This is a genomic window from Clostridium sp. C2-6-12, from assembly GCF_009928485.1.
Taxonomy (GTDB): Bacteria; Bacillota; Clostridia; order Clostridiales; family Clostridiaceae; genus Clostridium.
Window position 1 is genome coordinate 1 of sequence record NZ_JAABNP010000030.1, and the last position, 24285, is coordinate 24285.

The following is a 24285-nucleotide window of genomic DNA, read 5'->3' on the forward strand; positions in this document are numbered from 1 at the left end:
AAACAAGAAAATATCCTTGGAATCTATGATTCCTAAGAATATTTTCTTGAATAACCATTTGTAAAAATTAGTTATTCAACAACCTAGTAATAATTTAAAAGATAGAATTTTCAAAATATTTCGAGTATGGTATAATAATATAAAACGTATAAAGGTGGTATGCTTTATGGAAATATATCGAGATCATGAAATAATCGTAATGCAAAATAATGAAAGTCAATATCCATTTAAGGCAATTGCAAAAATAGGTGATAATGAAATAAAACACAAGGGACAAAGTGAATCTGAAGCGATTTATTTAGTTAAACAAAGCATTAATAAGTTAAAATCAAAAAATGTACTTTAACTTAAACTTATTTAAATTTTAATAACTGTTGTTATCTTCAAAATATGATTATGAAACTACATAAAAACCCTCGACTAATGTCGGGGGCTTTATTTTACATAAATTCAATCATTTATTTTAAATTTATTAATTTGGATATACTATTATTGCATAATTCCAATTAGCCTTTCCAGCCTTCATTAGATCACTAGCTAAATAATATCTATCTTTTCCTTTTTCTTGTCCATTTTTATAACAAGCTCCCCAATTATTGGGGTCATAAGATTCAAAGTAAGTTTTTCCATCAACTACTCTATAGCCTTTAACTACAATAAAATGTCCTCCTCTATAATCATAAAACCTTCCAACTCTTTGCTCTGAATTTGCATTATATGGTAGGTAAGTTGTGTCAATGCAAAGTATAGCTATATTACCTTGTTGCAACGATTTTTTCAGAGAATTTTCATTTAAGCTTATTGTATTATGTCTTGCATTATATAAATCAAGGTAATTGTTAATGTCATTTGTATACCACCAATTACCATTTTCTAAATAAGTTTCTCTTGCCTCTTCAGCAGTTCCATTAAAATTAGAATCAATCCATTTTAAGACCATTGTAGTACTAGATGGTCCACAATTATTATTTGAATATTCCCCAGTATATCCTTGATCAATATACCAATCATAGGATCTGTTGTTACTTATGTATTCAGTTTGATTTCTTCCTAATCCCCAACTCGGATTTAAAGCTTGTCCAACTTTTGTTGTTATAATATTTTGATTTAAAGCATAATTATCAGAATTTACTGTTTTAGCATATGCACTTTGACTAGGTACAATAAGTAATATTGATAAGATTAATAGTTTTAATATTCTTGTATAATTTTTTTTGTTTTTCATAAACTCCTCCTAAAGCTATGTTACATTAATCCAAAATATAAAAAAATAATTATAAATAAATTTGCCAATAGAATACAATAACCACATCCCAAAAAAGAAAAATAAACCAAATGGAACGATTTTTTTATTAGTTTTATTTTTTTTAATCCATATAATAGAGCATATAATGCCCATAATTGGCAATGCAAATCTAAGAAACCCTAAAATAATAGCAATACACACAAATGCAAATGTTAATATGGGATCATTATTCATACATTTACCTCCTATTACATCTTGTTTCACATCGAATAACAATTATAAAGCATATTGTTAAGCCATATGAATTAGGCATGGTATCTAAAGATTTTCGAGTTTTCTAAATGTCTAGAATTAATGGTATAATACTAACTTTCGTTTTATTATTGATTATTTTATACTTTGAGTATATATGTAACTATTTAATAATTTACATTGTATATAATCTCATAATATTAAATTTAATTACATAGATTTGTCTTTAAATGCAGAAATTCAAGCGTAAAAAGTTAAAAAATGAGCCACCTTAAGTAAATTAGGCAGCTCATTCTACATTATAACTCTTTATCTACAGTATTATATGACATTACAATAAGATGTCATCTTTTATATTACAAATTTACTCTTTCTACATAGTGACAATTAATGTCTATATGATTTAAGAATGGTAATAATCTTTCATAAAGTGGATGAACTTTATCACCATACTTTGCTTCTAGGCTTTCCCCGAGAGCTTTTACATTTTTCTTACCATCTATCTGTAAAAATATCCAGCTTCCATATTCATCTAAAGTAATTTTCTTATATTCTGGAATTTTAAATTTAAGCTTTCTAAAGAAGTTTTGGATCTTATGATCTTGCTTTTCAATTATAGTCACAATATTGTCTTTATTTATTTCATATTCTAATTTTCCAGATCTTTTATAAATGATATTTAAAACATCTTCGTTACTTTTCAATATTTTTCACCCTACTCTTTAATATTGGCATTATGGTTGCTATTATTAAAACAACTAATATTATGACTGCCATTCCATTAGCAGCAAAAAATCCACTTGGTTCAGATGCTTTTGCAAGGTTTTGGTATATTATACCTATAAGTCCAATTATAGAACCTCCAGCAACAAGTCCTGAAGATAAGCTTATTCCATTAGAAACTTTAACTTCTTTTTCTTTTTCAGCTTTAGAAGTTTTTTCAATAAATACTCTAACTAAAGCTCCTACTAATATTATTGAAGTTGTAGCTATTGGTAAATAGAATCCTATAGCTACTGTCATTATTGGAAGTTTTAATAGGTATAAAACAATTCCCATAACAACACCTACAATAACCATAACCCAAGGTAATTCACCTGACATTATACCAGCAGTTAAAGTTGACATTAGATTAGCCTGTGGCAATGCAAATGTAACATTATCACCAGTCATAGCAAGTTGATTTGAAAGTAATAATATAGTACCTACAACTACTGCAACTCCAACTACTCCTGCAATAGCAAAGTATTTTTCCATTTCATTTTTGTCACCACCTACTATGAAAGTAACTTTTTGAGATTGTGAGTAACCTCCAGCTACAGCTATGGCAGTAACAATAAATGTACCAAATAAAAGTAATGATTTGTTGCTTCCTGGATTTACCCATCCCATTACAACAAATAATAAGGTAACAATAACTATAGAAGCTATAGTCATCCCTGATACAGGAAGGTTTGAAGTTCCTATAGTACCTGTTAATCTACCAGAAACTATAACAAATAGTAATGATAAGAACAATGATAAAATAGAAACAAGTATTGCCATCATTACATTACCACCAGATGATAAGAAACCACCTACAAAACCTAGTACTATGCCTCCAAGTAATATTATGTTTTCAACAGATGAGTGTTTGCCACCATTTGAAGACTTAGCATTAAGAGTTTCTTTTATAGATGATATTATAGTAGGAATAAGTTTTATAGCACCTATGAACCCACCAGATAGCATCATACCAGCACCGATATATTTTACATAACTACCAGCTATATGTTTAACTTGCATGGCGTTTATAGCAACTTTAGGATTATTCCATACTGCTGCCCCATCTGTTCCAAGACTTGAGAAGTAGCCTATTAAAGGTATAATACCAAAGTTAGATAATATAGAACCTGCAAACATAGTTAAAGAAACATCCAACCCAACTATGAAGCCTATACCTAATAATAGAGGACTAACCTCAACTTCAAATTTCCACTTGTAAAAGTTTTCATTTACATAGCTAATAACGTTGTTAGCTACATTTAAAAATGGACTAGTTATAACAGTTATAATTCCTCCTATGAAAAATCCAATTCCCATGAACTTCATTGATTCTCCAGCACCTTCTGAAGCAACAAGAGTTTCAGATATAGCCATTGATTCCGGATACATTAATTTACCATGTTCTTCAACAATTAAATAATTATAAACAAGAGAAGCTATTCCAATACCGAATAAAACTCCAGCTGAACCAACAACAAAACCTTCTAAGAAAGTGACTTTAGAACCTATTAAAAGAACTGCTGGCAATACGAATATCACACCACTTGCAACAGATTCCCCACCACTTGCCATACCTTGAACTAGGTTTTTGCCAAGTATGCCTTTTTGCTTAGCAAATACAGCTATAAATGCAGAACCTATTATAGATCCTGGTATACCTGCTGCAACTGTAAGTCCTGATTTCATGCCTGAATAAGCTGTTGATGCAGCAAATAGAATTGTCATAATAATACCGATTATTAATACTATACCGTTTCCACCTGATTTAGATCCACTAGAAACGTATGGAATATAGTCTTTACCAGCCACACCACCATATGCATCTTTAGATAGCTTTTTATCCATTACATATACCTCCAATATTTTTTATTTACACTCCATCTTCTATTTAAAATGGAGTGTAAATAAAAAATTTAAAATTAAATTATTTCATATTTTTTAATACTTCCAATAAGTATTCCCACATTCTTTCAACTGAAGCAATACTCATGTGTTCATTTGGAGTATGAACATCATATAGATTTGGTCCAAAAGAAATCGCATCTAATTTTTCAAATTTTTCTGCAAATAATCCACACTCAAGACCTGCATGTATTGCCGTTATATGAGGTTTCTTTCCGTACATTTTTTCATATACCTCTTCAAAAATCACTCTTATTTTTGAATCAGGATTATATGACCATTCAGGATAACCACCTTCTGACGCAACACTTCCACCATTTAGCTTAGCAGTTACAACTAATCTATTATATAATTCATCCTTTAAACTTCTAACAGAACTTCTGATTGAGCTTATAAATTCTATTGAATCCTTATGAGTAGAAATTACTCCAAGGTTTAAAGAGCTTTCGACTAAACCTTTAATATCCATACTCATTGAAGTAACTCCATTTATAGCTAAATATAAGTAGTTAACTACATTATTAGTTGATTCTTTTGAAAGCATTTCTGTAGGCATAGTAGGTAAAACTTCAAATTCTACTCTTATGTCAGGATCTGATACTCTCAATTCTGTTTTAAATAATTCTTCGTACTCAGATATTTTTTTCTCTGCTAAACCTTTATCCTCAGGTCTTACTAAAATAACAGCATCTGTTTCACGTGGAATTGCATTGTGTTTTGAACCACCGTTTATTGAACCAAGCCTAAAATCTATTTCAGATAAAATAGACATAAGTATACGCCCCATTAATTTATTAGAGTTTCCTCTTTCCTTATCTATTTCCATTCCAGAGTGACCGCCCTTTAGACCTGTTATTTTAATTGTATAAGGAATAAGGTTTCCACCTATTGCTTCCAATACTGCAGGAATTTTTGTTTTAGCAGTAACTCCACCAGCACAACTAACGAGTAACACACCCTCTTCTTCAGAGTCTATGTTAATAAGTGTTCTTCCTTCAATATTTTTAGGATCTAATGCCATTGCTCCACCCATTCCTGTTTCTTCAGAGGTAGTAACAAGTAATTCTATAGCTGGATGCTCATATTCATTAGAAGCTAAAATTGCTAATCCCATAGCTACTGCAATTCCGTTATCTGCTCCTAAAGTTGTACCAGTTGCATATACCATATCATCAACTATTCTAAGTTTTAGTGGATCTTTGCTAAAATCATGCTCTACATCCATATTTTTTTCACATACCATATCCATGTGTCCCTGCAAAACTACAGCTGGACTCTTCTCATATCCTGCTGTTGCCTTCTTTTTTATAACAACATTTAATGCAGAATCCTGAACACATTCTAAATTATGCTCCTTAGCAAAAGATACCAAATAATCACTAACCTCTTTTTCATTTCCTGATCCCCTTGGAATCTGCGATAGCTTTTCAAAGTATTTAAATACTTCAACAGGTTGAACATCTTTAAGTATTTCTGTCATTTTAATTCCCATCCTCTCTTACTTTCCAATTAATAATAAAATTTTTCGTAAACGTTCTCACCATATATTACTATAAACTAAAACAAAAATCATATGCACAATATTATGTGTTTCTTATAATTTCGTATAAGTTTTTATATATTTTTTATACTTTTATATAATTATATATAAAAAATTTAATTTTATACTATTATTGTTATATCATCAATAAATTAACATATTAAACCAATTAAAATTTCAAGTATTTTAGTATAAAAATGAATGACACCATCTAAAATATTTGCTCCTTATTTCATATTAATGAGCAAAAAAGATAAGGAGCTATTATATCTAACCTTATCTTTTAAATCTTTTTTATTCCTTTTGCGTTCAATATTATTTACCTGCTTCATCTATGAACTAACTTAATTTTGTATAGCAAAAGCAATCTGTTGTATGGTCATTAACCATTCCTACTGCTTGCATAAATGAATAGCATATTGTACTTCCTACAAATTTAAAGCCATCCTTTTTTAATTGCTTACTCATTTTATCGCTTAATTCAGTTGAAGCAGGAACTTCTTTTATACTTTTCCAAGAATTAACAATAGGCTTATTATCTACAAACTTCCATATATAATTAGAAAATGAGCCATATTGTTTTTGAATTTCAAGAAATGCTTTTGCATTAGTCACAACACTTTCAATTTTTCTTCTATTACGAACAATACCTTCGTCTCCCATTAATTGTTCTAATTTTTCTTCTCTATACTTCACAATTATTTCTGGCTCAAAATTATTAAACGCTTTTTTATAATTTTCTCTCTTTTTTAAAATAGTCCACCAGCTTAATCCTGCTTGAGCGCCTTCTAAACACAGCATTTCAAATAGTTTCCTATCATCATATACTGGTACTCCCCATTCCTTATCGTGATATTCAATATATAACTCTTCTTTTGTCAGCCATTCACATCTTTTAATCATTTGACTCACTTCCTTTATATTCTTGATTTAATTATCTCACTAATTCTTTAATCTAACAATTTATAAGTTCCGTATTGCAGAAAAGATCCGGATTGTGGCATAGTCACTCTTTTAAGTAGTGCATAGCTGCTCTTTATAATTGTGTATACTTTTTACTATTACCCTTGGCTTTTTCTACTGGATATTTCTTTTCATTCTTATCCATTTTAGAATTAATTATTTCTTCTAAATCCACGCCTAAAGAATCAGCCATATGTATACAATAAACCATAACATCTGCAAGTTCTTCTAATACATGCTCTTTATTATAGTTTTTATCATCCCATACAAATTCTTCTAGAAGCTCTCCAGCTTCAATTGAAATTGCTTTAGATAAATTTGCTGGCGTATGAAATTGGCGCCAGTCTCTGTCATCTCGGAATTTTCTAATTCTATTTATTGTTTCTTTCATTATTACCACGCTCTCTATTTTTTACCAGTATTTTATATTTATTATATCATAATTTTACATAAAATAATTAAAGCTAAGACTTTCTAAAAATAAGAAAAGCTCAGCTTTATAATTACAACTCATTTTCTATTCATTTTTCTCTATCTCTTTCCAATAATTTATAAGTTCCGAATTGTGCTTCACCCTCTTTTAAGAAGTGCATAAATTCCACCTCCACCGAAATATCATTGTTAACCAAAATATATTTTTACGAAAAAATAAGAGCCCCAAAAGGACTCTTATTTAAACATAATTTTTTCAAACAATGTTAATTTAACCTATATAAAATGCTCTAATCTCGCTTTAATATTTTCACTTAAATCTAAGGTTGTTTTCTATAGAAATCAGAATCTACATCGTATAATTTTGTATTTTTACTTAAATCTAATGATACTAGTTGATTTTTGGCACAAGCTAATCTAGTTAGTGCTGTATTCTTACTTATATCTAGTATTGTTAGTTTATTTCCGGTACAATCTAAATCGCTTAATGCTGTATTTTTACTTAAATCTAAGCTTGTTAATTGATTATTTGCACACCATAAAGTACCTAACAAGTTGTTATTACTTGAATCTAAGGTTTTTAATTGATTATTTGAACACATCAACGTTTTTAACGCTGTATTCTTATTTACATCTAAGCTTGTTAATTGATTACTCGTACAATTTAGCTGGGTTAAGGCTATATTTTTACTTACATCTAAGGTTGTTAGTTTGTTATCGTAACAATCAAATTCAATTAATCCTGTATTATTACTTACATCTAAACTTGTTAATTGATTTCCACCACACCATAAACGAGTTAATGCTGTATTTTTGCTTATATCTAGAGTTGTTATTTTAGTTTTTATACACTCTAAGCTAGTTAAAGAAGTAAAATACTCAATACCACTTAAATCACTTATATTCTTATAACTTACTATTAAATTTTTTATATTTTTAACATCTTTATAAAGTATTGGGCTAGGACTACTTTTACCGATCTTATAATATACCAAAGCTTTAAAATTTGGATCAGTAAACTTACTTGTTATATCTACATTATCTGTATTTTCACTGGCCACAACCTGCTCAGTAACGATATAAGTAACTGTAACGCCTCTATAATCTACACATTGTGGCATATACTCATTAGTACCCGATGGTATCTTACGTACATAAAGTATTTTTATTAGATTGCGTGTACAATCTAAATTAGTTAATGATGGTGAATTACTTACATCTAAGCTTTTTAAATAATTAGAACGACAATTTAAAGTAGTTAATGCTGTATTTTTACTTACATCTAAGCTTGTTAATTGATCACCAAAACAATTTAACGTAGTTAATTTTGTATTATTACTTACATCTAACCTTGTTAGTTTATTAAATCCACAATATAACTCAGTCAATGCTGTATTCTTGCTTATATCTAAAGTTGTTAGTTTATTAGTGTAGCACTCTAACTTAGTTAATTCTGTATTATTACTTATATCTAAAGTTGTTAGTTGATTGCTGTCGCAATATAATTCAGTTAATGCTGTAAAATACTCAATACCACTTAGATCACTTATATTACTAGAACTTATATTCAAAGATTTTATGTTTTTCACATCACTATAAAGTATTGGACTTGAACTACTTTTACCTATCTTAGCATATACCTTTGCTTTAAAATTGGCATCAGTAAACTTACTTGTTATATCTTCATCATTAAAATTATTAACAGATACAGCGCTAACGCTAGCACTAGTAGTAACTTTATTTTCAGCCGTATCTTTTACTGTATTAGTTACAACCTTATTTTCAGCAATATTTTTCACCGAATTAGTTGCAGCCTTATTTCCAGATGATTCTCTTACTCCATTAGTAGCAGCAAAAACTTGTGATGTCATACTGGTAGAAACTAAAAATGTGATTAATAGGGCTAATGTCTTTTTTTTCATAATATTCTCCTTATTATGTAAATTAGTTTTATTTTGTATATTATACATTTTTTTATATCCATACCATTATCGTCCTTTTTTATTTTTACTTTAGTAATTTCTTAATTTTTACCAAACTTATGGTTATAATATAAACTTTCTACTTATATTTCCCACCTTTTTTAATACACCACATTTGTATGCATTTATGTCTTCACCACATTGTATACAATCTTTGGTGTTTCATCTACTATTTTGTATTATTCCATTATTTGCAGGCGTACTATCTGTTTCAATTTTCTGTTTTATCTACAACTTAATTCAGTGATGATAACTGAACTTCATCGCTATTAAAATTCTCTTCAAAAATTCCATTTAACCTATTTATTTGAAAGTTAACCCCAGATCCTGTAAAATGCTTTTGAGGCGTTATTTGATGAAAATAACAAACCTCCAAAAAAAGCTATTGAAAATTAATAAACATAAGAGGTAATTTACATGAAAACAATAGTACCAAATTACTATAAAGATTTTAAATGCACTGCGTCAAAATGTACTGATACTTGTTGCGCTGGGTGGGAAATAATAATTGATGATGAAACATATACGCATTATAACAAGGTATGTGGTGAATTTGGAGAAAAATTAAAATCTAACTTAACATTATATGAAGATGGTGAACCTGGTTTTATATTACAAAATGATAATTGTCCATTTTTAAATAAAAATAATCTTTGTGACATCTATACTGAACTTGGAGAAGATTTTCTTTGCTATACATGCAAGACATACCCAAGGCTAATTGAGGAATATAGTAATTTCCGTGAAATAGGAATATCTTTATCCTGTCCTGAGGCAGCAAGATTAATTCTACAAGATTCTAAACCAGTTACTTTTGAAGTTTTAGAAGATAATGAAATTGTAAATACATGTGATGATATAAATTTTGATATTTCGGTACAGATAATATCAGCTAGAAAAATGGCCTTAGATATTCTGCAAAATCGTTCTATAAGTTTAAATCATAGAATTGCATTATTGATTAATTTTGCACATGACATTCAGGAAGAAATAAATGAAAATAATTTATCCAAGATTACTGATATAATAAATAAATATTCTCAGGAACATTATCAAAAAGAACTTATTAATGTTTTTGATAAATATAAGGCAAAACAATCTGATAAGTATCATAGTATGCTTAAATGTATGAATATATATAAAAACCTTAACCCCATTAATGATAACTGGCCTAAAATAATAGAACATTCTATTAACTATTTTCATAAAACAGATGATATTACTTTTTATAAAAAACAGTATGACTATTTTAATGAATATTATAAAAACAAAACCTATGAATATGAACATTTAATGGTGTATTTTATATTCCAATATTTTATGAAATCTGTTTTTGATGAAGAATTATATTCTAAAGTTACATTAGCTGTCATGAGTTATCTTATTATTAAAGAATTAAATGTAGTAAGATGGATTGATAATAAATATAACTTTGATATAAATGATCAGATAGACATAATTCATATGTATTCTAAAGAAATAGAAAATTCGGAAAAAACTCTCTATGATCTTGAGGAAATGTTTAATAACAATGAAATATTTGATTTAAAACAACTACTTATTCTAATAATGAATTAGAAAATTTTATATTAAGGTTTCATAAGAAAAATAGGAATAACAACAATACCAATAAGAGTAAGAACGCTCAGAAAAAGAATAAAAATAGTAATAAAAATGATTTCAAATAATATAATTTGATAAATTACATTCTACCATACTCGCATAACACAACAAATAAAGCTGAGACTTTCTAAATTACAAGAAAATCTCAGCTTATTTAACACTTCTTTATTATTGGCTAGTTAAATTATTTTCCTTATTCAATGCAGCCATATGCCACATTACGTATTCTTGGATGATAATAAGCTTCCTCGCTTGGTATCAAGTTATGCATGTACACGATGGAAACACCATCTTCAGGATCTGCCTCGCACCATGTACCAAAGCCTCCTGTCCATCCAAATGAACCAATAGAACCATTATGATTTCCCTTATGCTTGTCCATGAGAGTTCGTACACCATAGCCGTAACCATAGCCAGCTTCATATGGATTTTCATAATCCCTCATCTGCACTTCATTAAGACCGTTTGTACGCATAAGATCAATAGTCTTGCGACCCATAATACGAACGCCATTATGTACACCGCCATTTGCTAGCATCTGCATAAGCTTTGAGAAGTCGTTGCAGGTAGTAAATAAACGTGCCCACCCTGCTTCATTTTCAGGACCAGGCAGATGTTTCCTGTCAAAGAAATCAGGACCTGCTTCCAACTTTCCTTCTGGAGTCTTGCTATACAGACTTACCATGCGTTCCTCAATGTCCCCATAATAATGTGCTCTAGTATCCTTCATTTCAAGTGGATCGAATAAAATTTCTTGAAATACATCATTGATAGGTTTGTTGCATAATGCCTCAACAAGACCAGCAGCAAGTTCACTTGAAAAACCATACATCCAATGAGAACCCGGCTCAAACTCCAGTGGCACCTGTGACATGGCAGCAATATGCTCCCGGTTGGTATAATGACCCTTATCCCACAATGGTTGCATATATTTCTGCATGGCTTTAAGGGTATGATTTTCTGTTTCAAATGCAGAGTTACAGTATGGAAGACCACATTTCATAGATAAGGTATCTCGAATGGTAATAGGTCCATCTGTTGTTACAATTTTTACATCCCCATTTGGTTCTTTCACAAATTTTCTAGTATTCTTCCACTCTGGGAAATACTTATGAATGGGATCACTCATAAGAAACATTCCACGTTCATACAGTATCATTAGCGTTGTATAAAGTGGAATCTTCGACATGGATGCCAACCTAAAGACTGAATTATTCGTTATAGGTGCTTTTGTCTCTATGTCTTTATAGCCGAAATATCCTTCATAAATTGTTTTACCCTTTTGGGCAATTTGCAGTGAACATCCAGGTAGACCACCATCTACGAAGTCCTGCAATAGTTTGTCAAGATCAGAAAAATTAGCCATAGTTCCCTCCATTTACGCCAAGTGCAATTTTTCGCATCTGCTGTTGCTTGCACATATTTAGTTGTAGCTTATCCCCCTAATTGGTATGCTAATTAATTAAATTATACTCCCTCACCATTAATAGTCAAGATTTCTAATTAAATACAAAATTATAGATTTAATAATGGAATTTCATAAACTTATTTACAAAAGCATCTTGAACATATATATTCCTTTTTCCATTGGAATTGCTTTTTTCCATAATACATAGTGTTGTAAGTTTTGATTAAAAAAGTAGATAAAAAGAAATAATAAAAAATAAATATTAATATAATTTGGAGGTAAATTATGAAAGTTAAAATAGTAGAACCTAAAACAAATGCCTATAGAGAAGTAAATTTGCCTATGGACGAACTTGAAATTGAGAGAATTCAGGGAGAAGTTCTTGATGGAGATAAAGATGGGATTCTTCCTTCTGCTAGAAACCTTGAATTTTATGATTCAGAGGGCAACAAACTAAATGAGGATATTTTTAAGATAAATATGGATTTAAGAGTGTAAATACTAAATACACAATACATAATACAGCAATGAATTGAAAAAAATGAATGAATAACATAAACTTTTTCTACAAATAATTAAAAGTAAAGAAGGTGGTGATATTAATGAGTGATTCTGAACATAGCAGTGATAAGAAGGGCAAGAGTAAAACTGCTCAAAAAAAGAATAGCAATAAAAATAGTAATAAAAATGATTTTAAATAATATATACTTTAATTAAAAATTGTGAAAAATGAAAGGAGATCATAATTATGGTTAGAAATGCTAACGATGTACCAGGTCTAAAGATACTAAATTCTCCCCCTTCAGAACGAGACTCCTCTAATAATAGTTTTGAAAACAATGCTCATAAAGCTAAGAAAGATGTATCTTCAGGAAAATGGAAAAAGTAATACATTGATTTTAATGAAATTCTGATGATTTCAAAATAGTGTATCCTAATTTGAGCATTTTCCTATTTCCACAAAAAATCACCCAGTGCATTCCATCTTACTAGGAATACATTGGGTGATTTTATTTCGATTTTCTAAGAAGTTCTTTTATCCATTCAAAGTCTATTCTTAAGTATTTATCTTCTTCTGAACCTTTCTTCCATGGAATTTCTATGCATTCACTTGCCTTATATCTTTTTATTCCTTTTATTTTTCCTCCAGTGCTTTTCTTAAATCTGCAATATAAGCTGCCTGTTGTTTCTTTAAATATATTCCAACAAAAGGTTTCATTATCCACTTTTTAGGCATTATATTTTCTGTAAAATCTATCTCTGTCCTATTATCATCTACCTTTGAAAATATTCCCGTCCAATGCCCATATATATTATTATTATCTATATCAAATTCATAGCGTTCCATAGATTCAAACGTAGTAATTGTAAAAGTTGTAGCATATCCTTCCTTTGAATACTCTATAAACTTTTTTCCTACTTCCAAAACATCAATTTTACTTAAATCACTTCTCCATAAATAGTTTTCAAGGGAAGTCACAATTTCCCATACGCTTTTTATATCTTTATTTATAATTACTTTTACATTTGCAATAGCCATTATCTCACACCTTTCAAATTATTATTTATAGAACTCTATAAATAAATTATTTACATTGTACAACATCAATTGAGAATAAGGCGACCTATTTTACCCCTCTCTCATTCCATAAATCAACGATTCCTCTGATAATATTTAACATAAACGAAATCATCAATAAAACAATTCCAAATACATGAGTATTATCCTTCCATAAAACGTGATTGCCACTGTTTTATAAACTTCTCAGCATTTCTCAAACTTATCACTCCTAGTAGCTAAACTTCTCATATTTAAATCCCATTATAATAATGCCAAATCTAAAAATAATAAATAATTCTTGCTGCAATCAAATTGTAAAAAATATAAATAATTATAGCATCAATTGATATTTTTCTTTTAAATTTTGAATTTAACCATATATCAAAGGCTATCAAAACTATTTCTATTACAATAAATATTACAATGAATGAATAGAAACTAACATAAAAAAAATCATACGATATTGGTAACAAAGAGCTTACAAGTAATTTAATCCATGGACTCAATTTATATAAAACCTTCATAATATAATTCCACCTAATAATATGTAAATTTATTCAGCATATATTTTTAATATAAATTTATGTTTTTTGAAATACGAAATAATATTTAATCTTAATAGTTACTAAAATTCTCCTTAAGTTTCCTTCTTCATCTTTTTTAAATACTCTCCTGCCTTCTTAGAAAAATAATTTTCATACTTGCATATACTTGCCTTATTAAAATATTCTTTTGCCAATTGTGGTTTATTTAATTTTAAATAGGCCATTCCAAGAAAATAATTGTTTTCTATATCATAAACAAATTTGTCATAAACAAGAGTTGATTTTTTTAAATCAAAAATCATTTTTCTTCTTTTTTCTTTATTAATATAAGCGTTTATATACCTTAAAGCTTCTTTAGGATTTTCTTTAAGTACTTCAAAATAAGCTTTAACAGGATAAGCTTCTTCTGGATCTAAAAGTTCCACTGCCTTTTCATAATATTCTATAGCTGCATTTATATTTTCTCCCGAAAGTATTAAACTGTTTGCCTTTAATAAAAAGTATCCCCATTTTATATTTTCATCACAGCTCTTTAAATCCATTTTATCTAAATAGTTTTCCACCTCATAAAAATCACCTTTTCTAAAATTACAAACTGAGATATTATATAGCATTGCATTTACTATTTTTGCATTGCTACCATACTTATTCTTAGTTTTTATAAAGCCTTCAATTGCCTTACTATATTGACCTTTATGTAATAATTTCAAACTGTTAAAACTTCTTGCGATAATAAATAAAATCATACAAATAACTACAAATAAAAAAATTATTGCCCCACCAATCATATCCAAATGAATCCCACTAAATTCAAGTATTCCTACTAGAATCAAACTGCATAGTACCGCAAGAATAAGCCTAAAAAATCTATTCATTTTTGTCTATTCTCCTTCTTTTATTTCTTAAATTTTGATTCTTACTAATTTATCATATGTTTTTGTTAATTCTCACTCTTTTTATTGTTACTATTATAATTATCGTTTTTTCCCATTAACTCTTTTATTTGAGCTGCCTAATATTTGTTTTCTTTAAGTAATCGAATATATTTCCAAATAAAAAACAAAATGGCCAAAGGAAAAATCCAAGAAATAACAAAATCAGTTATTCCATTGTTTTGTGCATTTTTCCCTTTGTTTTTTAGTATGTGGAGATATATTTACTTTGATCAAAATATAAAAAGTAAATATAATCATCTCCATTAAAATAATCCATTTACAAATAGGATTATCTTGTCCAAATTTAGTACGTTCACTAAATAAATATCCTAGCAAGACAATATTGGGAGCAAATACAAAATATATATACATAAATCCCTTATGTAATAAATCTAATTTTTTAGTAATATCTAAACCTATAATACTAAGTAATATTAGCATTAATGCTAAAGTTAATATAACTGCTATCATAATTACCCCTTTCTTTGGTTATCATCCTTATTAAACAAAATTTCAATTAATCTACTAACAAAATCATAATCATATTTTTGCCAATTCTTCTAAAGAGTATTTTTTATTGCTATCTTCTTTTTTCATTGAAAACCGCAATATATCATAAATTTACTTAAAATTTACAACTTTACTATTATAACATACTTTTCCAATTATTAAAATTAACAGCACGCTCATCCCCTTGTTTTTCCATGCTTTTTACATTTCTCAAGTTAGTGAATAATATAGAAAAATCCTTAAAAAATTATTTATTCAGCCCCATAGAATCATTTTACTTTTATACATTTTTTTAAGCATAAAAACAAAAACTCCACTAATCTTTAAATTTAGTGAAGCTTTTGTTCTCAACCTTTCAAATTGTAATATTCCTCATATAATGAAATCAATAATTCTTCAACTTGTCCTTCATCTGGTTTATTAGGTAAAGCAGTATTAACTGATGCTTCTTTAAAATTGAACTCATATAATTCTACCATTTTAAACACTTCATCATAACTATACTTACCTTTTCTAATATCCATTAATAAATCATGTTCTTTTTCTCTAAAGGTGTTAATTTCATGAGTTTTTAATATTTCAGTTCCCATAATTAAAAGTCTTATTAAGTGCATAGCATGTTTTAAAAGCTTGCCCTCATCCTTTTTTCTATTCCTATGATTAAGCTTATCATAATCACGAACAATATTATTCATTTCTGAGTATATACTGCTAAAATCCCTTAATGGATATTTATCTATATTAATATCCATTAATATCTCTGTTTCTATTTCTTGTTTATCCGATTTATCAATATATAATTTTATGCTTCCTTTTGGAAACTCTGTATAATTAGATGAAAAATGATTCATTTGATTATTTATTGTATTAAGTATATGTTTTTCTTTTTCTTCCTGTGGATACTCATCCCTTGCTAAAGCATTTTGCAGTCTTCTTAATTGTGCAGTAGCATAATTACCAAAAGTGTTTATTACTCTTTTGGATATAAATAATTCTTTATTTTTACGTAATGCCTCACCGTATTTGTTCATATAAATTATATGTTCATCCTTAGTACCTAATAATTCAAGAATATTAGGATTGCCTTTTAACGCTAATGAAACAAATTTCTTAAGTCCATAGATAACTGTATCTGTTTCTGTATCTTCAAATTGTTCAAAGCTTTGAAATCCATACATATTTTCTTTTCTTTCAATGGTAATTCCTCGTAAGTCTATGTCACTATTATCTAAATTAGTTCCATATCCTATTGATCCTGAAAGTGTCAAATAAATGATGTTATCTCCTAAATTATTATTTGAGTGGATAAATTTATATTCTTCTCTATTTATAATTTCCTTTGATACCCTCTTCATTTATACCTCCACTATACTCTTTAAGAGTCTTATGAAAAAATTCATTTAAAATACTAGAATCTCTTTCTTTTTCATTTTTAATTCCTTTTGCATAATTATAATAATATTCTAGCTTATCTCTTAAAAATTCCACTAATTCTTTAGGTGGCTTTATTGTGTCTGACTCTATACTATCAGCTTTAACAATAACAAGTTTATCAATTATCTCTCTAATTTTGTTGTCTATTTCAACTTCTTTCATCATTGCTTGTAAATTCATAGGTGGGATTGTATTAAAATTTTCTATCCACATACATGCTAAAATTGGTCTAATAACATAAAAAAGCTTTTTGATTTTAATATTTTCAAACTCCACCAATCCATCGCAGCTTTTCTTTGCAATATTTATATAATGATATGTAACTGATATTGGTGAAAAATACTTTTCTGCAACATGTCTTAATTCATTTACAAACTCTTGATTCTGTTTGTATTTAATTGGAGAAGATAACCATTCTAATACAGGTGAATTGGATTTATACATAAGCTTTAGAGCTTTCTTAAGATCCCATCCATTAATATCTAAAACCTCATCTATAGGTATTTCAATAACATCCGAACCTTCAAATACATTTAGATACCATTCTGGTTGATGAATATAAATAAATCTCACATCAAAATCACTATCTTTAGACTCGAATCCCCAGCCACGACTTCCTGATTCTACAGCATATAATATTTTTACATTATTTTTTTCTTCTATACTTTTTAATTGAGCTTGTATTATTTTCTCCATGAATCTAGTTTCGCCCCTTCCTCATTTGGTATATAAAAAAGTCTTATTATATCCCAATACATTTCTATAAAATTTGTATCCTACATACTTTTTAAATTTAATTCCTTTATAATAATATATTAATTTTCGCTTTCCTAACCTTGAGCCTTAAAATTATAAATTGGTTTAATTATTTCAATAATATCAACAGTTTCAGAAATATTTTGAAGTATTTCTTCCTTAGGCTTATATACCATTGGAGCTTCATCAAGTGTTGCTTCTGTAACTGAAGTTGTAAAAATTCCTTCCATTGAAGCCTTAAATTCCTCTAAATTAACTTTTTCTTTTGCTTTAGTCCTGCTCATAATACGCCCTGCACCATGTGGTGCTGAATAATTCCAATCTGGATTTCCTTTTCCTATGGCAATTATACTTCCATCTCTCATATTAAGGGGAATTAACACTTTTTCTCCTTTATAAGCTGAAATACTTCCTTTTCTAATTATATTGTCTTTGAAATTTATATAATTATGTGTAGTCGAAAACGCTTCAAATTCATCAAAGCCTTTTCCAAGAAGCTTCTTTAATATAATATCTGCCATAGTGTTTCTATTTAAAACAGCATATTCTTGACATATATTCATATCATTTAAATAATCTGTTCTGTAATCTCCACTTAAAAAGCATAACTCTTTTGGATAGCTTGGCATTAGGTCATTATATAGTGCTTCTAAATCCTTTAAAGCCTTTTGAATTTCCTTTCTACGTCCATCTGCTTTATATTCACTAATTATCTTATCTCTCTTTACAAAATAATCTCCCTTACCACTACATAAATCTATAGCTAGATTTTGATAAATGTTAGCCACTTGCAATCCTAAATTTCTACTTCCTGAATGTATTACAAGATATTTAGTTCCATCAGCACTTTCATTTAATTCAATAAAGTGATTTCCCCCACCTAAGGTACCAATACTTCTTTCAAGCCTTTTAGTATTCTTCAAGCTTCTATGGCATTTTAAATTTTGGAGTTCTGAAAATTTAACGACTCTTCCTTGGTGGACATTCATTCCTGATGGAACATATTTATGGATAATATCATCTAATTTTTCTAAATCTATTTCTATTTTCCCTAAGTTTATAGTTAACATTCCACATCCAATATCAACTCCAACAATATTGGGAATAACCTTATCTCCTAAATCTGCTGTAAATCCAATAACACAGCTTGCTCCTTTATGAGTATCAGGCATTATTCTAACCTTGCAGCCCTCTACAAAAGACTGATTACATAATTCTTTTAATTGTTCAATTGCTTCTATTTCTATATTATCTGTAAATACTTTTGCAGTATTATATTTTCCTTTAACTTCTAACATATATTAACTTTAGTGATATGCAGCATAGCAAATACACCAATCACTAAATCTTCACTTCCTTCCAATATTTATTCTAACTTTTAATCTACTCTCCATCCTAAACGTGCTCTCTTTGTAACACTTTGAATACTGTTTACTATTTCATCAAATGCCAATAAACCTGATCCCAAATAACCGTTTGGAGCATTAACTGCCTTAACAAACTCATTAAAAAGTGAGTTTAAATCATATATATTTTTTCCTTCAACAACATAAACATTTTTCATAGAATATACACTTCCCCTATATTTCTATATAATTGATTTTAATTCTTCCTTAAAATAATAATCCTCAATTGTATCTTTTATATTACTTAGGCCATTTTCCACATTTGGTATAAATTCTAATATCTTTTCATTCCAGCCTGCAATTATATTTACTTTATTTCCTTTAAATTGCTGTGTGCCATAGCCTAAAAGATCAATTGCATGTACCCAAACATTAGGATTTACTTTCTTTCTATATTCATTTATATAAGCTTGACATACTGTATCATATCCCCTATTTATCTCATTGTCTGATAGAATTATTATTCTATCTACATAAATCCTATTTTCTAGTAAATATCTTATTGGAAGCGACAGATCAGTACCTCCCCATGTAGGTCTTATAGACTTTGCATTCGATATTATTCCATTTTGAGTTGCAAGCGGTGTTAATTTAAAGCTAAATTCAAAGGTGCTTGTTATTGCTTCATCACAGATACTATTTGCAATGGACATTAATACAGTACCGATTTCAGCACAAGTCATATCACTTTTTGCACTTACTCTAGAACTCATAGAACCTGATACATCAGTAGATATAAACGTCTTACCACTCAATCTTTCTATATTTTTTGTAGAATGTTTAATTGCTTTCTCTAATACATCGTAAATCTTTGATGTTCCTAATCCTTCATTTGATAATACATTAAAGGCTGAATAATATCTAAAAGGTAGTTGCTTGCTCTTTTTAACTCTATTTTCATTTTCTAAAACTTCATATACCTTATTAATATTATCAGGTGCCGCTTTAATAATATTTCTCAAATTACGAAGAATAGCCATATAACCAAGCTTATTGCTATCAATTAACTTTTCCCAAGTAATCTTGTTATTTCCTTCGCTTGAAAGCATTGTTTCCCAAGTAAAAGGTGTTTTTAAATTATCTTCAAGTAATCTCTTAAACATATCACTTTGTTCATTTGTGCTTGGCTTTGGATGAACTAAATTTACTATGTCCTTAAGTTTAATTTCTTTTGCTCCATTATATTTTCCAAGAGAAAATTCATCAAATCTCAAGAAACAATCTGCTATCCCTTTCTTTAAAGAATTTGGTATTGGCTTTCCATATACATTTAAATAGCAGCTTAAGATTTCTGACATATCATCAACTCTTTCAACTATTTCATTTAAAACTCTTCTAACATATTTCTTGCCTTGAACATCATGAGCAAGTTCTGAAACCATAACATGAGAAATACTTCTTAAATGAATTTCTTTCCTAGCATATATAGCTAAATTTGCTACAAATTTTGGATCTATCTTAATAACTTTTCTTAAATCACTAACTATCTCTACAGAATTATCTCCATAATATTTCCCTTCATTAAAGAAGCTAGTTAAAACTTCAGTTATTAGTTTTTCTTTTAGTTCCATTTTAAAAGCCACATGGCCTTCATGATTTTTTATTGTATTCTTAAAAATATTAAACTTTGACATTTTAATTTGCTCCTTTCAATTTTGAAGTTCAATAAAATTTTGTTTTAGGTGATTTTATTTTTTTCACAATAAAGTTTTTAAATATTTACTTAAAGGGAGAAAGACGAAAAGTGTTAGCTGCAATCATAGTTGCAGCAAATTCAATTTATTAATCCCAATAACGAAGTAACACTTTTCTGCACTGCCCTTATTTTAATATGGAGAAAAAAGCTATTTAAGTATTCTGGTAGTGTGTTATCCCTTCTACTATACATATTGAAAATATGCAATTGGATTCGAACCAATATTACTACCCCTGAAACGAAGTAACTTAAATATACACTGCCATATCTTTTTACTATCAATGAAACAATTTTATAAGGAGAAAAACTATTTAAGTATTTAGTGCTCTACCTACTGAGCTACTCATAATTTTGAAAAATTATGAGATTGGAATCGAACCAATGACACCTACGTTAACATCGAAGTAACTTAAATATGCACTTCCTTATTATTTTGTTTCCTGACTACAATATTTATTATATTCTTTCTATAATTTTCTTACAGACAAAAAGTTTGCATCTTTTGGATGCTAATGTAAAATTTATCATAATAAAGCTGGCACTTCTTTAATATAAGTTAATACCATATTAAAAGAAAGATACCCAGAAGCTATTTATAAAAACTTCTGGGTATCTTCAAACCTTAATGCCATTTTAATCTTATCAATAATATTCTCTTTAACTCTATCAGGTGACTTTACTTTAACATATGGTCCTAAGGACATTATTTTTCTTATAACCTCATCTTCTTCAAAGGTATAATAATAGATATCTATTTCATATTTATTTTCTGAAATGTTCCTTGAATTTCTTTCAAATGAAGAAAAACTCATAAAACATCTTTCCATAGCTCCCCTAATATCTTCAAGCTCAATTGTGATTGGAATTTCTGAGTATTTTTTTTCTTTTAATATCTTAAGTACATCTTCTCTTTTTATTTTTGAATTAACATCTTGTGCTATTTTAACTTCCTTTAAGGTATGCAAATTAACCAATATAGATCTATTCTCTTCTAAAGAATATAGAGATGCTCTAAATTTATCATCTTTTAAGGAATACTCAATTCTAATTGGAAGTGCTAATTGGTTATTATATTCATTGCCATTCTTATCTACATTAGAATATAAAATAGGCTTCTCATTAATTATTCCTTCTAAAATTGTATAAAAATCCTTACTTATTTTTTCTAAATCAATGTCAAAATCACTTTTTACTTTGTTTGTAAATTCTATTACTTCATTACTTCCCTTTTTTACATCTATCAAGGCTGCTTCCAATTTTTCTAAGGTTTCTTTTCCTAGTAAAGCTTGTACTACCGATTCTTTAATCATTCCATTAAGCCAGGATTTTTCTAGCTTTGAAAATCTAACTTTAAGAGGTATACTATCTTGATTATTTAAAATACTATAATACTTTCCCTCTTTTTCTTCCAAGAAATTAAAATTATCTATTTCGCTATATTGATTTAAAAGCATTCCTTCAAAAGTTTTAAAGTCTTTTCCTATTATTTTCTCATCATATTCTTCTTTTTCAATAAGCCTTATAATTTCATCTTTATAAAGTCCATTCTTTGCCAGATTCAAAATTCTAAATACTAAATGAAAATATTTATTTTTATATTCATGAAATAACTCCATAATTATTCAGTATATCCTCCCAATCCTTTTTTATTTTTCTATGAAGATAACTAGGCGATATAACCCTTAAATAACCACCATATCTCCTTATCCACGGAATCATTTCCCATGCATCATTTACTGTCTTTTTAAAGGAATATGTAGTATCACTTATAGCCTCACAAGTACACTCCCCTAATTCACCTTTTATCTTTTCAATTATATAATATTCATTTAAGTAATTAATCTTAACTTCAAATTCAACTTCTTCATATGGAGCATCAGTGTTATGAGGCACACTTGAAAAACTTTTTCCCATAGCTAACTTATACTTCTCTTCATATTTATCATAATTGAATCTTGTTTTTAAAATCTCAACATCATTCTTCCTATCAAGCCTTGCACTAACGCATCTCCCATTATTGGTAAATGAAAAAACATAAACCCTTCCACATTCAATATCATATCTTAGCTTAAAAGGTCTAATCACTTCCTTATCATACCTTTTTATATGTTTAGTTTTACAACTATTCTCAAGTCTTATCTCATTTCTATTTTCAATTGCTGTCATAACTTTCAAAATCAATTCTTCTTCAATTACAGGATGAAAATGCAAGTTTTTATATTGAAAACAATTATTATCCTTTGGTATTATGTTTCGTTCAAATTCCATATAATCACATAATGTATCATAAAAATAATGACCGCTTACGTTAGGAAAGATAATATTCTTATATAAGTCTACTATATAGTAAAGCTTTAGAATTTCTTCATCATTAAGTTCTTTTAGAATATCCTCGGAAATAAAATACTCTTTAACTCGTCCATTTTTTTTAACTGATACAATTTCCATAGAGCTTGATAATTCATTTAACTTTCTTTCTATAGTTTTACTGCTTATACTTTCATAATCAATTAACTCTTTACTTACCAATTCATTTTCAATATCAGAAAATGTCATAGGTTCATTTTTATAATTTAAAATTAAAAGCAAATAATAATATAAAGTAATATCAGAACGAGTAAAACTCTTACTTAAATATGTATTTATCAGAAAATTTTTTGTATTCGAAATATCATCATAGCTTAAACTTAATAATTTATTCTTTCCATCTTTATCTATTTTAATAAAATCCTCTTCTATGTATTGTTTAATTCGACGCATCTCATAACTAACTTTTCGTAAGCTACCATGATTCTTATTTTCTAAATCACCTTTTGAAAAACATCCATATAAAAAAACATCTCGCAGTATTGAACGTATTAAATCATAATGCTTAATAAAATCTGGAAAAATATAAACCACTCCTCTACTTGGTGACTGACCCTTGGTAAACTATACCATGTATTAGCCCCTTGATTAATGTTTCTACTTCATTTAAGATAACACTTATTATAACATAACTTACAAAATATCACACATCATATGCATATATACAGTCCAAGTTTTCCTTTTTTATATTCAGCTGCTGCAAAATCATCATAAGCCCTCATATTCACTATAAATATGTACATATTTTCATAGATTTATATATTCCTATGAAACTATAAACATATTTTCCTATGAACATAGTTTTATATAAAACAAAAGGTCTACCACATTTAATATATGTCAGCCTCTTCAAATAAAATCTTCTTTTAGTGTTTTTTTAGCAACTTATAAGTACTATTATTCAAAAAATATTTCCATTACTGTAATTATTAAATATAAAAAATAACAAGTCCCCTACATCA

General features: G+C 28.3%; 24 protein-coding genes. 4 read left to right on the forward strand and 20 right to left on the reverse strand.

Annotated elements, in window-relative coordinates:
• Positions 1 to 166: 166 nt before the first annotated feature.
• Entirely contained in the window at positions 167 to 346 is a 180-nt protein-coding gene (locus tag GXK56_RS20555) for a hypothetical protein (RefSeq protein ID WP_160690922.1), read from the forward strand.
• A gap of 126 nt (positions 347 to 472) precedes the next feature.
• Here GXK56_RS20555 and GXK56_RS20560 read toward each other — a convergent pair whose 3' ends face one another.
• The 7 genes from GXK56_RS20560 to GXK56_RS20590 all read right to left on the reverse strand — a co-directional run bounded on the left by GXK56_RS20560 (position 473) and on the right by GXK56_RS20590 (position 9022).
• Positions 473 to 1225 carry a C39 family peptidase gene (locus GXK56_RS20560; RefSeq protein ID WP_160690924.1) on the reverse strand — a complete coding sequence of 251 codons (753 nt, stop codon included), beginning with the start codon at positions 1223 to 1225 and terminating at the stop codon, positions 473 to 475.
• Positions 1226 to 1854: 629 nt separating this feature from the next.
• The gene (locus GXK56_RS20565) at positions 1855 to 2205 is read right to left on the reverse strand and encodes a PqqD family protein (RefSeq protein ID WP_160691031.1); all 351 of its coding nucleotides are present in this window, start codon (positions 2203 to 2205) and stop codon (positions 1855 to 1857) included.
• Positions 2192 to 4108 (reverse strand): oligopeptide transporter, OPT family, encoded by a 1917-nt coding sequence (locus GXK56_RS20570; RefSeq protein ID WP_160690926.1) that lies wholly within the window; start codon positions 4106 to 4108, stop codon positions 2192 to 2194. Before GXK56_RS20570 ends, GXK56_RS20565 begins: the two co-directional genes overlap by 14 nt.
• 79 nt (positions 4109 to 4187) lie before the next feature.
• Positions 4188 to 5645, reverse strand: coding sequence for an aminoacyl-histidine dipeptidase (locus GXK56_RS20575; protein WP_160690928.1), 1458 nt, complete (start codon positions 5643 to 5645; stop codon positions 4188 to 4190).
• A gap of 399 nt (positions 5646 to 6044) precedes the next feature.
• Positions 6045 to 6608: a DNA-3-methyladenine glycosylase I gene (locus tag GXK56_RS20580; protein WP_160690930.1), complete on the reverse strand. Its 564-nt coding sequence runs from the start codon at positions 6606 to 6608 to the stop codon at positions 6045 to 6047.
• A 133-nt stretch (positions 6609 to 6741) separates the two neighbouring features.
• Positions 6742 to 7059 carry a nucleotide pyrophosphohydrolase gene (locus tag GXK56_RS20585; RefSeq protein ID WP_160690932.1) on the reverse strand — a complete coding sequence of 106 codons (318 nt, stop codon included), beginning with the start codon at positions 7057 to 7059 and terminating at the stop codon, positions 6742 to 6744.
• A gap of 361 nt (positions 7060 to 7420) precedes the next feature.
• Positions 7421 to 9022 carry a hypothetical protein gene (locus GXK56_RS20590; protein ID WP_160690934.1) on the reverse strand — a complete coding sequence of 534 codons (1602 nt, stop codon included), beginning with the start codon at positions 9020 to 9022 and terminating at the stop codon, positions 7421 to 7423.
• A 477-nt stretch (positions 9023 to 9499) separates the two neighbouring features.
• Between GXK56_RS20590 and fliB the strand changes: the two genes are divergently transcribed.
• Positions 9500 to 10660 (forward strand): flagellin lysine-N-methylase, encoded by a 1161-nt coding sequence (gene fliB / locus GXK56_RS20595; protein WP_160690936.1) that lies wholly within the window; start codon positions 9500 to 9502, stop codon positions 10658 to 10660.
• A 238-nt stretch (positions 10661 to 10898) separates the two neighbouring features.
• Here fliB and GXK56_RS20600 read toward each other — a convergent pair whose 3' ends face one another.
• A complete protein-coding gene (locus tag GXK56_RS20600; RefSeq protein ID WP_243156198.1) occupies positions 10899 to 12071 on the reverse strand; it encodes a serine hydrolase domain-containing protein in 1173 nt (390 codons plus the stop codon).
• Positions 12072 to 12398: 327 nt separating this feature from the next.
• On the opposite strand from GXK56_RS20600, the gene GXK56_RS20605 reads away from it, so the two are divergent.
• On the forward strand, positions 12399 to 12611 hold the full coding sequence (locus GXK56_RS20605; protein ID WP_160690940.1) for a hypothetical protein: 213 nt from the start codon (positions 12399 to 12401) through the stop codon (positions 12609 to 12611).
• A gap of 250 nt (positions 12612 to 12861) precedes the next feature.
• Positions 12862 to 13002: a hypothetical protein gene (locus GXK56_RS27860; RefSeq protein WP_202127924.1), complete on the forward strand. Its 141-nt coding sequence runs from the start codon at positions 12862 to 12864 to the stop codon at positions 13000 to 13002.
• Between the two features lie 121 nt (positions 13003 to 13123).
• Here GXK56_RS27860 and GXK56_RS27965 read toward each other — a convergent pair whose 3' ends face one another.
• The 12 genes from GXK56_RS27965 to GXK56_RS20660 all read right to left on the reverse strand — a co-directional run bounded on the left by GXK56_RS27965 (position 13124) and on the right by GXK56_RS20660 (position 23857).
• Positions 13124 to 13339 (reverse strand): hypothetical protein, encoded by a 216-nt coding sequence (locus GXK56_RS27965; protein WP_207710281.1) that lies wholly within the window; start codon positions 13337 to 13339, stop codon positions 13124 to 13126.
• Positions 13249 to 13653, reverse strand: coding sequence for an SRPBCC family protein (locus GXK56_RS20610; RefSeq protein WP_160690942.1), 405 nt, complete (start codon positions 13651 to 13653; stop codon positions 13249 to 13251). Before GXK56_RS20610 ends, GXK56_RS27965 begins: the two co-directional genes overlap by 91 nt.
• A gap of 299 nt (positions 13654 to 13952) precedes the next feature.
• Positions 13953 to 14198, reverse strand: coding sequence for a hypothetical protein (locus GXK56_RS20615; protein ID WP_160690944.1), 246 nt, complete (start codon positions 14196 to 14198; stop codon positions 13953 to 13955).
• 113 nt (positions 14199 to 14311) lie between these two features.
• Positions 14312 to 15094, reverse strand: a complete 783-nt coding sequence (locus GXK56_RS20620; RefSeq protein ID WP_160690946.1) for a hypothetical protein — start codon at positions 15092 to 15094, stop codon at positions 14312 to 14314.
• A 222-nt stretch (positions 15095 to 15316) separates the two neighbouring features.
• A complete protein-coding gene (locus GXK56_RS20625; protein ID WP_243156199.1) occupies positions 15317 to 15625 on the reverse strand; it encodes a hypothetical protein in 309 nt (102 codons plus the stop codon).
• A 386-nt stretch (positions 15626 to 16011) separates the two neighbouring features.
• Positions 16012 to 17019: a nucleotidyltransferase domain-containing protein gene (locus tag GXK56_RS20630; RefSeq protein WP_160690948.1), complete on the reverse strand. Its 1008-nt coding sequence runs from the start codon at positions 17017 to 17019 to the stop codon at positions 16012 to 16014.
• The gene (locus GXK56_RS20635) at positions 16988 to 17794 is read right to left on the reverse strand and encodes a nucleotidyltransferase domain-containing protein (RefSeq protein ID WP_160690950.1); all 807 of its coding nucleotides are present in this window, start codon (positions 17792 to 17794) and stop codon (positions 16988 to 16990) included. Before GXK56_RS20635 ends, GXK56_RS20630 begins: the two co-directional genes overlap by 32 nt.
• 134 nt (positions 17795 to 17928) lie before the next feature.
• Positions 17929 to 19152 carry an RtcB family protein gene (locus GXK56_RS20640; protein WP_160690952.1) on the reverse strand — a complete coding sequence of 408 codons (1224 nt, stop codon included), beginning with the start codon at positions 19150 to 19152 and terminating at the stop codon, positions 17929 to 17931.
• Between the two features lie 80 nt (positions 19153 to 19232).
• Positions 19233 to 19418: a hypothetical protein gene (locus GXK56_RS20645; RefSeq protein WP_160690954.1), complete on the reverse strand. Its 186-nt coding sequence runs from the start codon at positions 19416 to 19418 to the stop codon at positions 19233 to 19235.
• A 24-nt stretch (positions 19419 to 19442) separates the two neighbouring features.
• The gene (locus GXK56_RS20650; RefSeq protein ID WP_160690956.1) at positions 19443 to 20894 is read right to left on the reverse strand and encodes a TROVE domain-containing protein; all 1452 of its coding nucleotides are present in this window, start codon (positions 20892 to 20894) and stop codon (positions 19443 to 19445) included.
• A 655-nt stretch (positions 20895 to 21549) separates the two neighbouring features.
• The gene (locus GXK56_RS20655) at positions 21550 to 22572 is read right to left on the reverse strand and encodes a WYL domain-containing protein (RefSeq protein WP_160690958.1); all 1023 of its coding nucleotides are present in this window, start codon (positions 22570 to 22572) and stop codon (positions 21550 to 21552) included.
• The gene (locus tag GXK56_RS20660) at positions 22556 to 23857 is read right to left on the reverse strand and encodes a WYL domain-containing protein (protein ID WP_243156200.1); all 1302 of its coding nucleotides are present in this window, start codon (positions 23855 to 23857) and stop codon (positions 22556 to 22558) included. The genes GXK56_RS20655 and GXK56_RS20660 overlap by 17 nt, the downstream gene beginning before the upstream one ends.
• Positions 23858 to 24285 lie beyond the last annotated feature (428 nt).

Coding starts and splice junctions, on each gene's coding strand:
- GXK56_RS20555 (WP_160690922.1), top strand. CDS start 167: ATGGAAATATATCGAGATCATGAAATAATCGTAATGCAAAATAATGAA.
- GXK56_RS20560 (WP_160690924.1), bottom strand. CDS start 1,225: ATGAAAAACAAAAAAAATTATACAAGAATATTAAAACTATTAATCTTA.
- GXK56_RS20570 (WP_160690926.1), bottom strand. CDS start 4,108: ATGGATAAAAAGCTATCTAAAGATGCATATGGTGGTGTGGCTGGTAAA.
- GXK56_RS20575 (WP_160690928.1), bottom strand. CDS start 5,645: ATGACAGAAATACTTAAAGATGTTCAACCTGTTGAAGTATTTAAATAC.
- GXK56_RS20580 (WP_160690930.1), bottom strand. CDS start 6,608: ATGATTAAAAGATGTGAATGGCTGACAAAAGAAGAGTTATATATTGAA.
- GXK56_RS20585 (WP_160690932.1), bottom strand. CDS start 7,059: ATGAAAGAAACAATAAATAGAATTAGAAAATTCCGAGATGACAGAGAC.
- GXK56_RS20590 (WP_160690934.1), bottom strand. CDS start 9,022: ATGAAAAAAAAGACATTAGCCCTATTAATCACATTTTTAGTTTCTACC.
- fliB (WP_160690936.1), top strand. CDS start 9,500: ATGAAAACAATAGTACCAAATTACTATAAAGATTTTAAATGCACTGCG.
- GXK56_RS20600 (WP_243156198.1), bottom strand. CDS start 12,071: ATGGCTAATTTTTCTGATCTTGACAAACTATTGCAGGACTTCGTAGAT.
- GXK56_RS20605 (WP_160690940.1), top strand. CDS start 12,399: ATGAAAGTTAAAATAGTAGAACCTAAAACAAATGCCTATAGAGAAGTA.
- GXK56_RS27860 (WP_202127924.1), top strand. CDS start 12,862: ATGGTTAGAAATGCTAACGATGTACCAGGTCTAAAGATACTAAATTCT.
- GXK56_RS20610 (WP_160690942.1), bottom strand. CDS start 13,653: ATGGCTATTGCAAATGTAAAAGTAATTATAAATAAAGATATAAAAAGC.
- GXK56_RS20615 (WP_160690944.1), bottom strand. CDS start 14,198: ATGAAGGTTTTATATAAATTGAGTCCATGGATTAAATTACTTGTAAGC.
- GXK56_RS20620 (WP_160690946.1), bottom strand. CDS start 15,094: ATGAATAGATTTTTTAGGCTTATTCTTGCGGTACTATGCAGTTTGATT.
- GXK56_RS20625 (WP_243156199.1), bottom strand. CDS start 15,625: ATGATAGCAGTTATATTAACTTTAGCATTAATGCTAATATTACTTAGT.
- GXK56_RS20630 (WP_160690948.1), bottom strand. CDS start 17,019: ATGAAGAGGGTATCAAAGGAAATTATAAATAGAGAAGAATATAAATTT.
- GXK56_RS20635 (WP_160690950.1), bottom strand. CDS start 17,794: ATGGAGAAAATAATACAAGCTCAATTAAAAAGTATAGAAGAAAAAAAT.
- GXK56_RS20640 (WP_160690952.1), bottom strand. CDS start 19,152: ATGTTAGAAGTTAAAGGAAAATATAATACTGCAAAAGTATTTACAGAT.
- GXK56_RS20645 (WP_160690954.1), bottom strand. CDS start 19,418: ATGAAAAATGTTTATGTTGTTGAAGGAAAAAATATATATGATTTAAAC.
- GXK56_RS20650 (WP_160690956.1), bottom strand. CDS start 20,894: ATGTCAAAGTTTAATATTTTTAAGAATACAATAAAAAATCATGAAGGC.
- GXK56_RS20655 (WP_160690958.1), bottom strand. CDS start 22,572: ATGGAGTTATTTCATGAATATAAAAATAAATATTTTCATTTAGTATTT.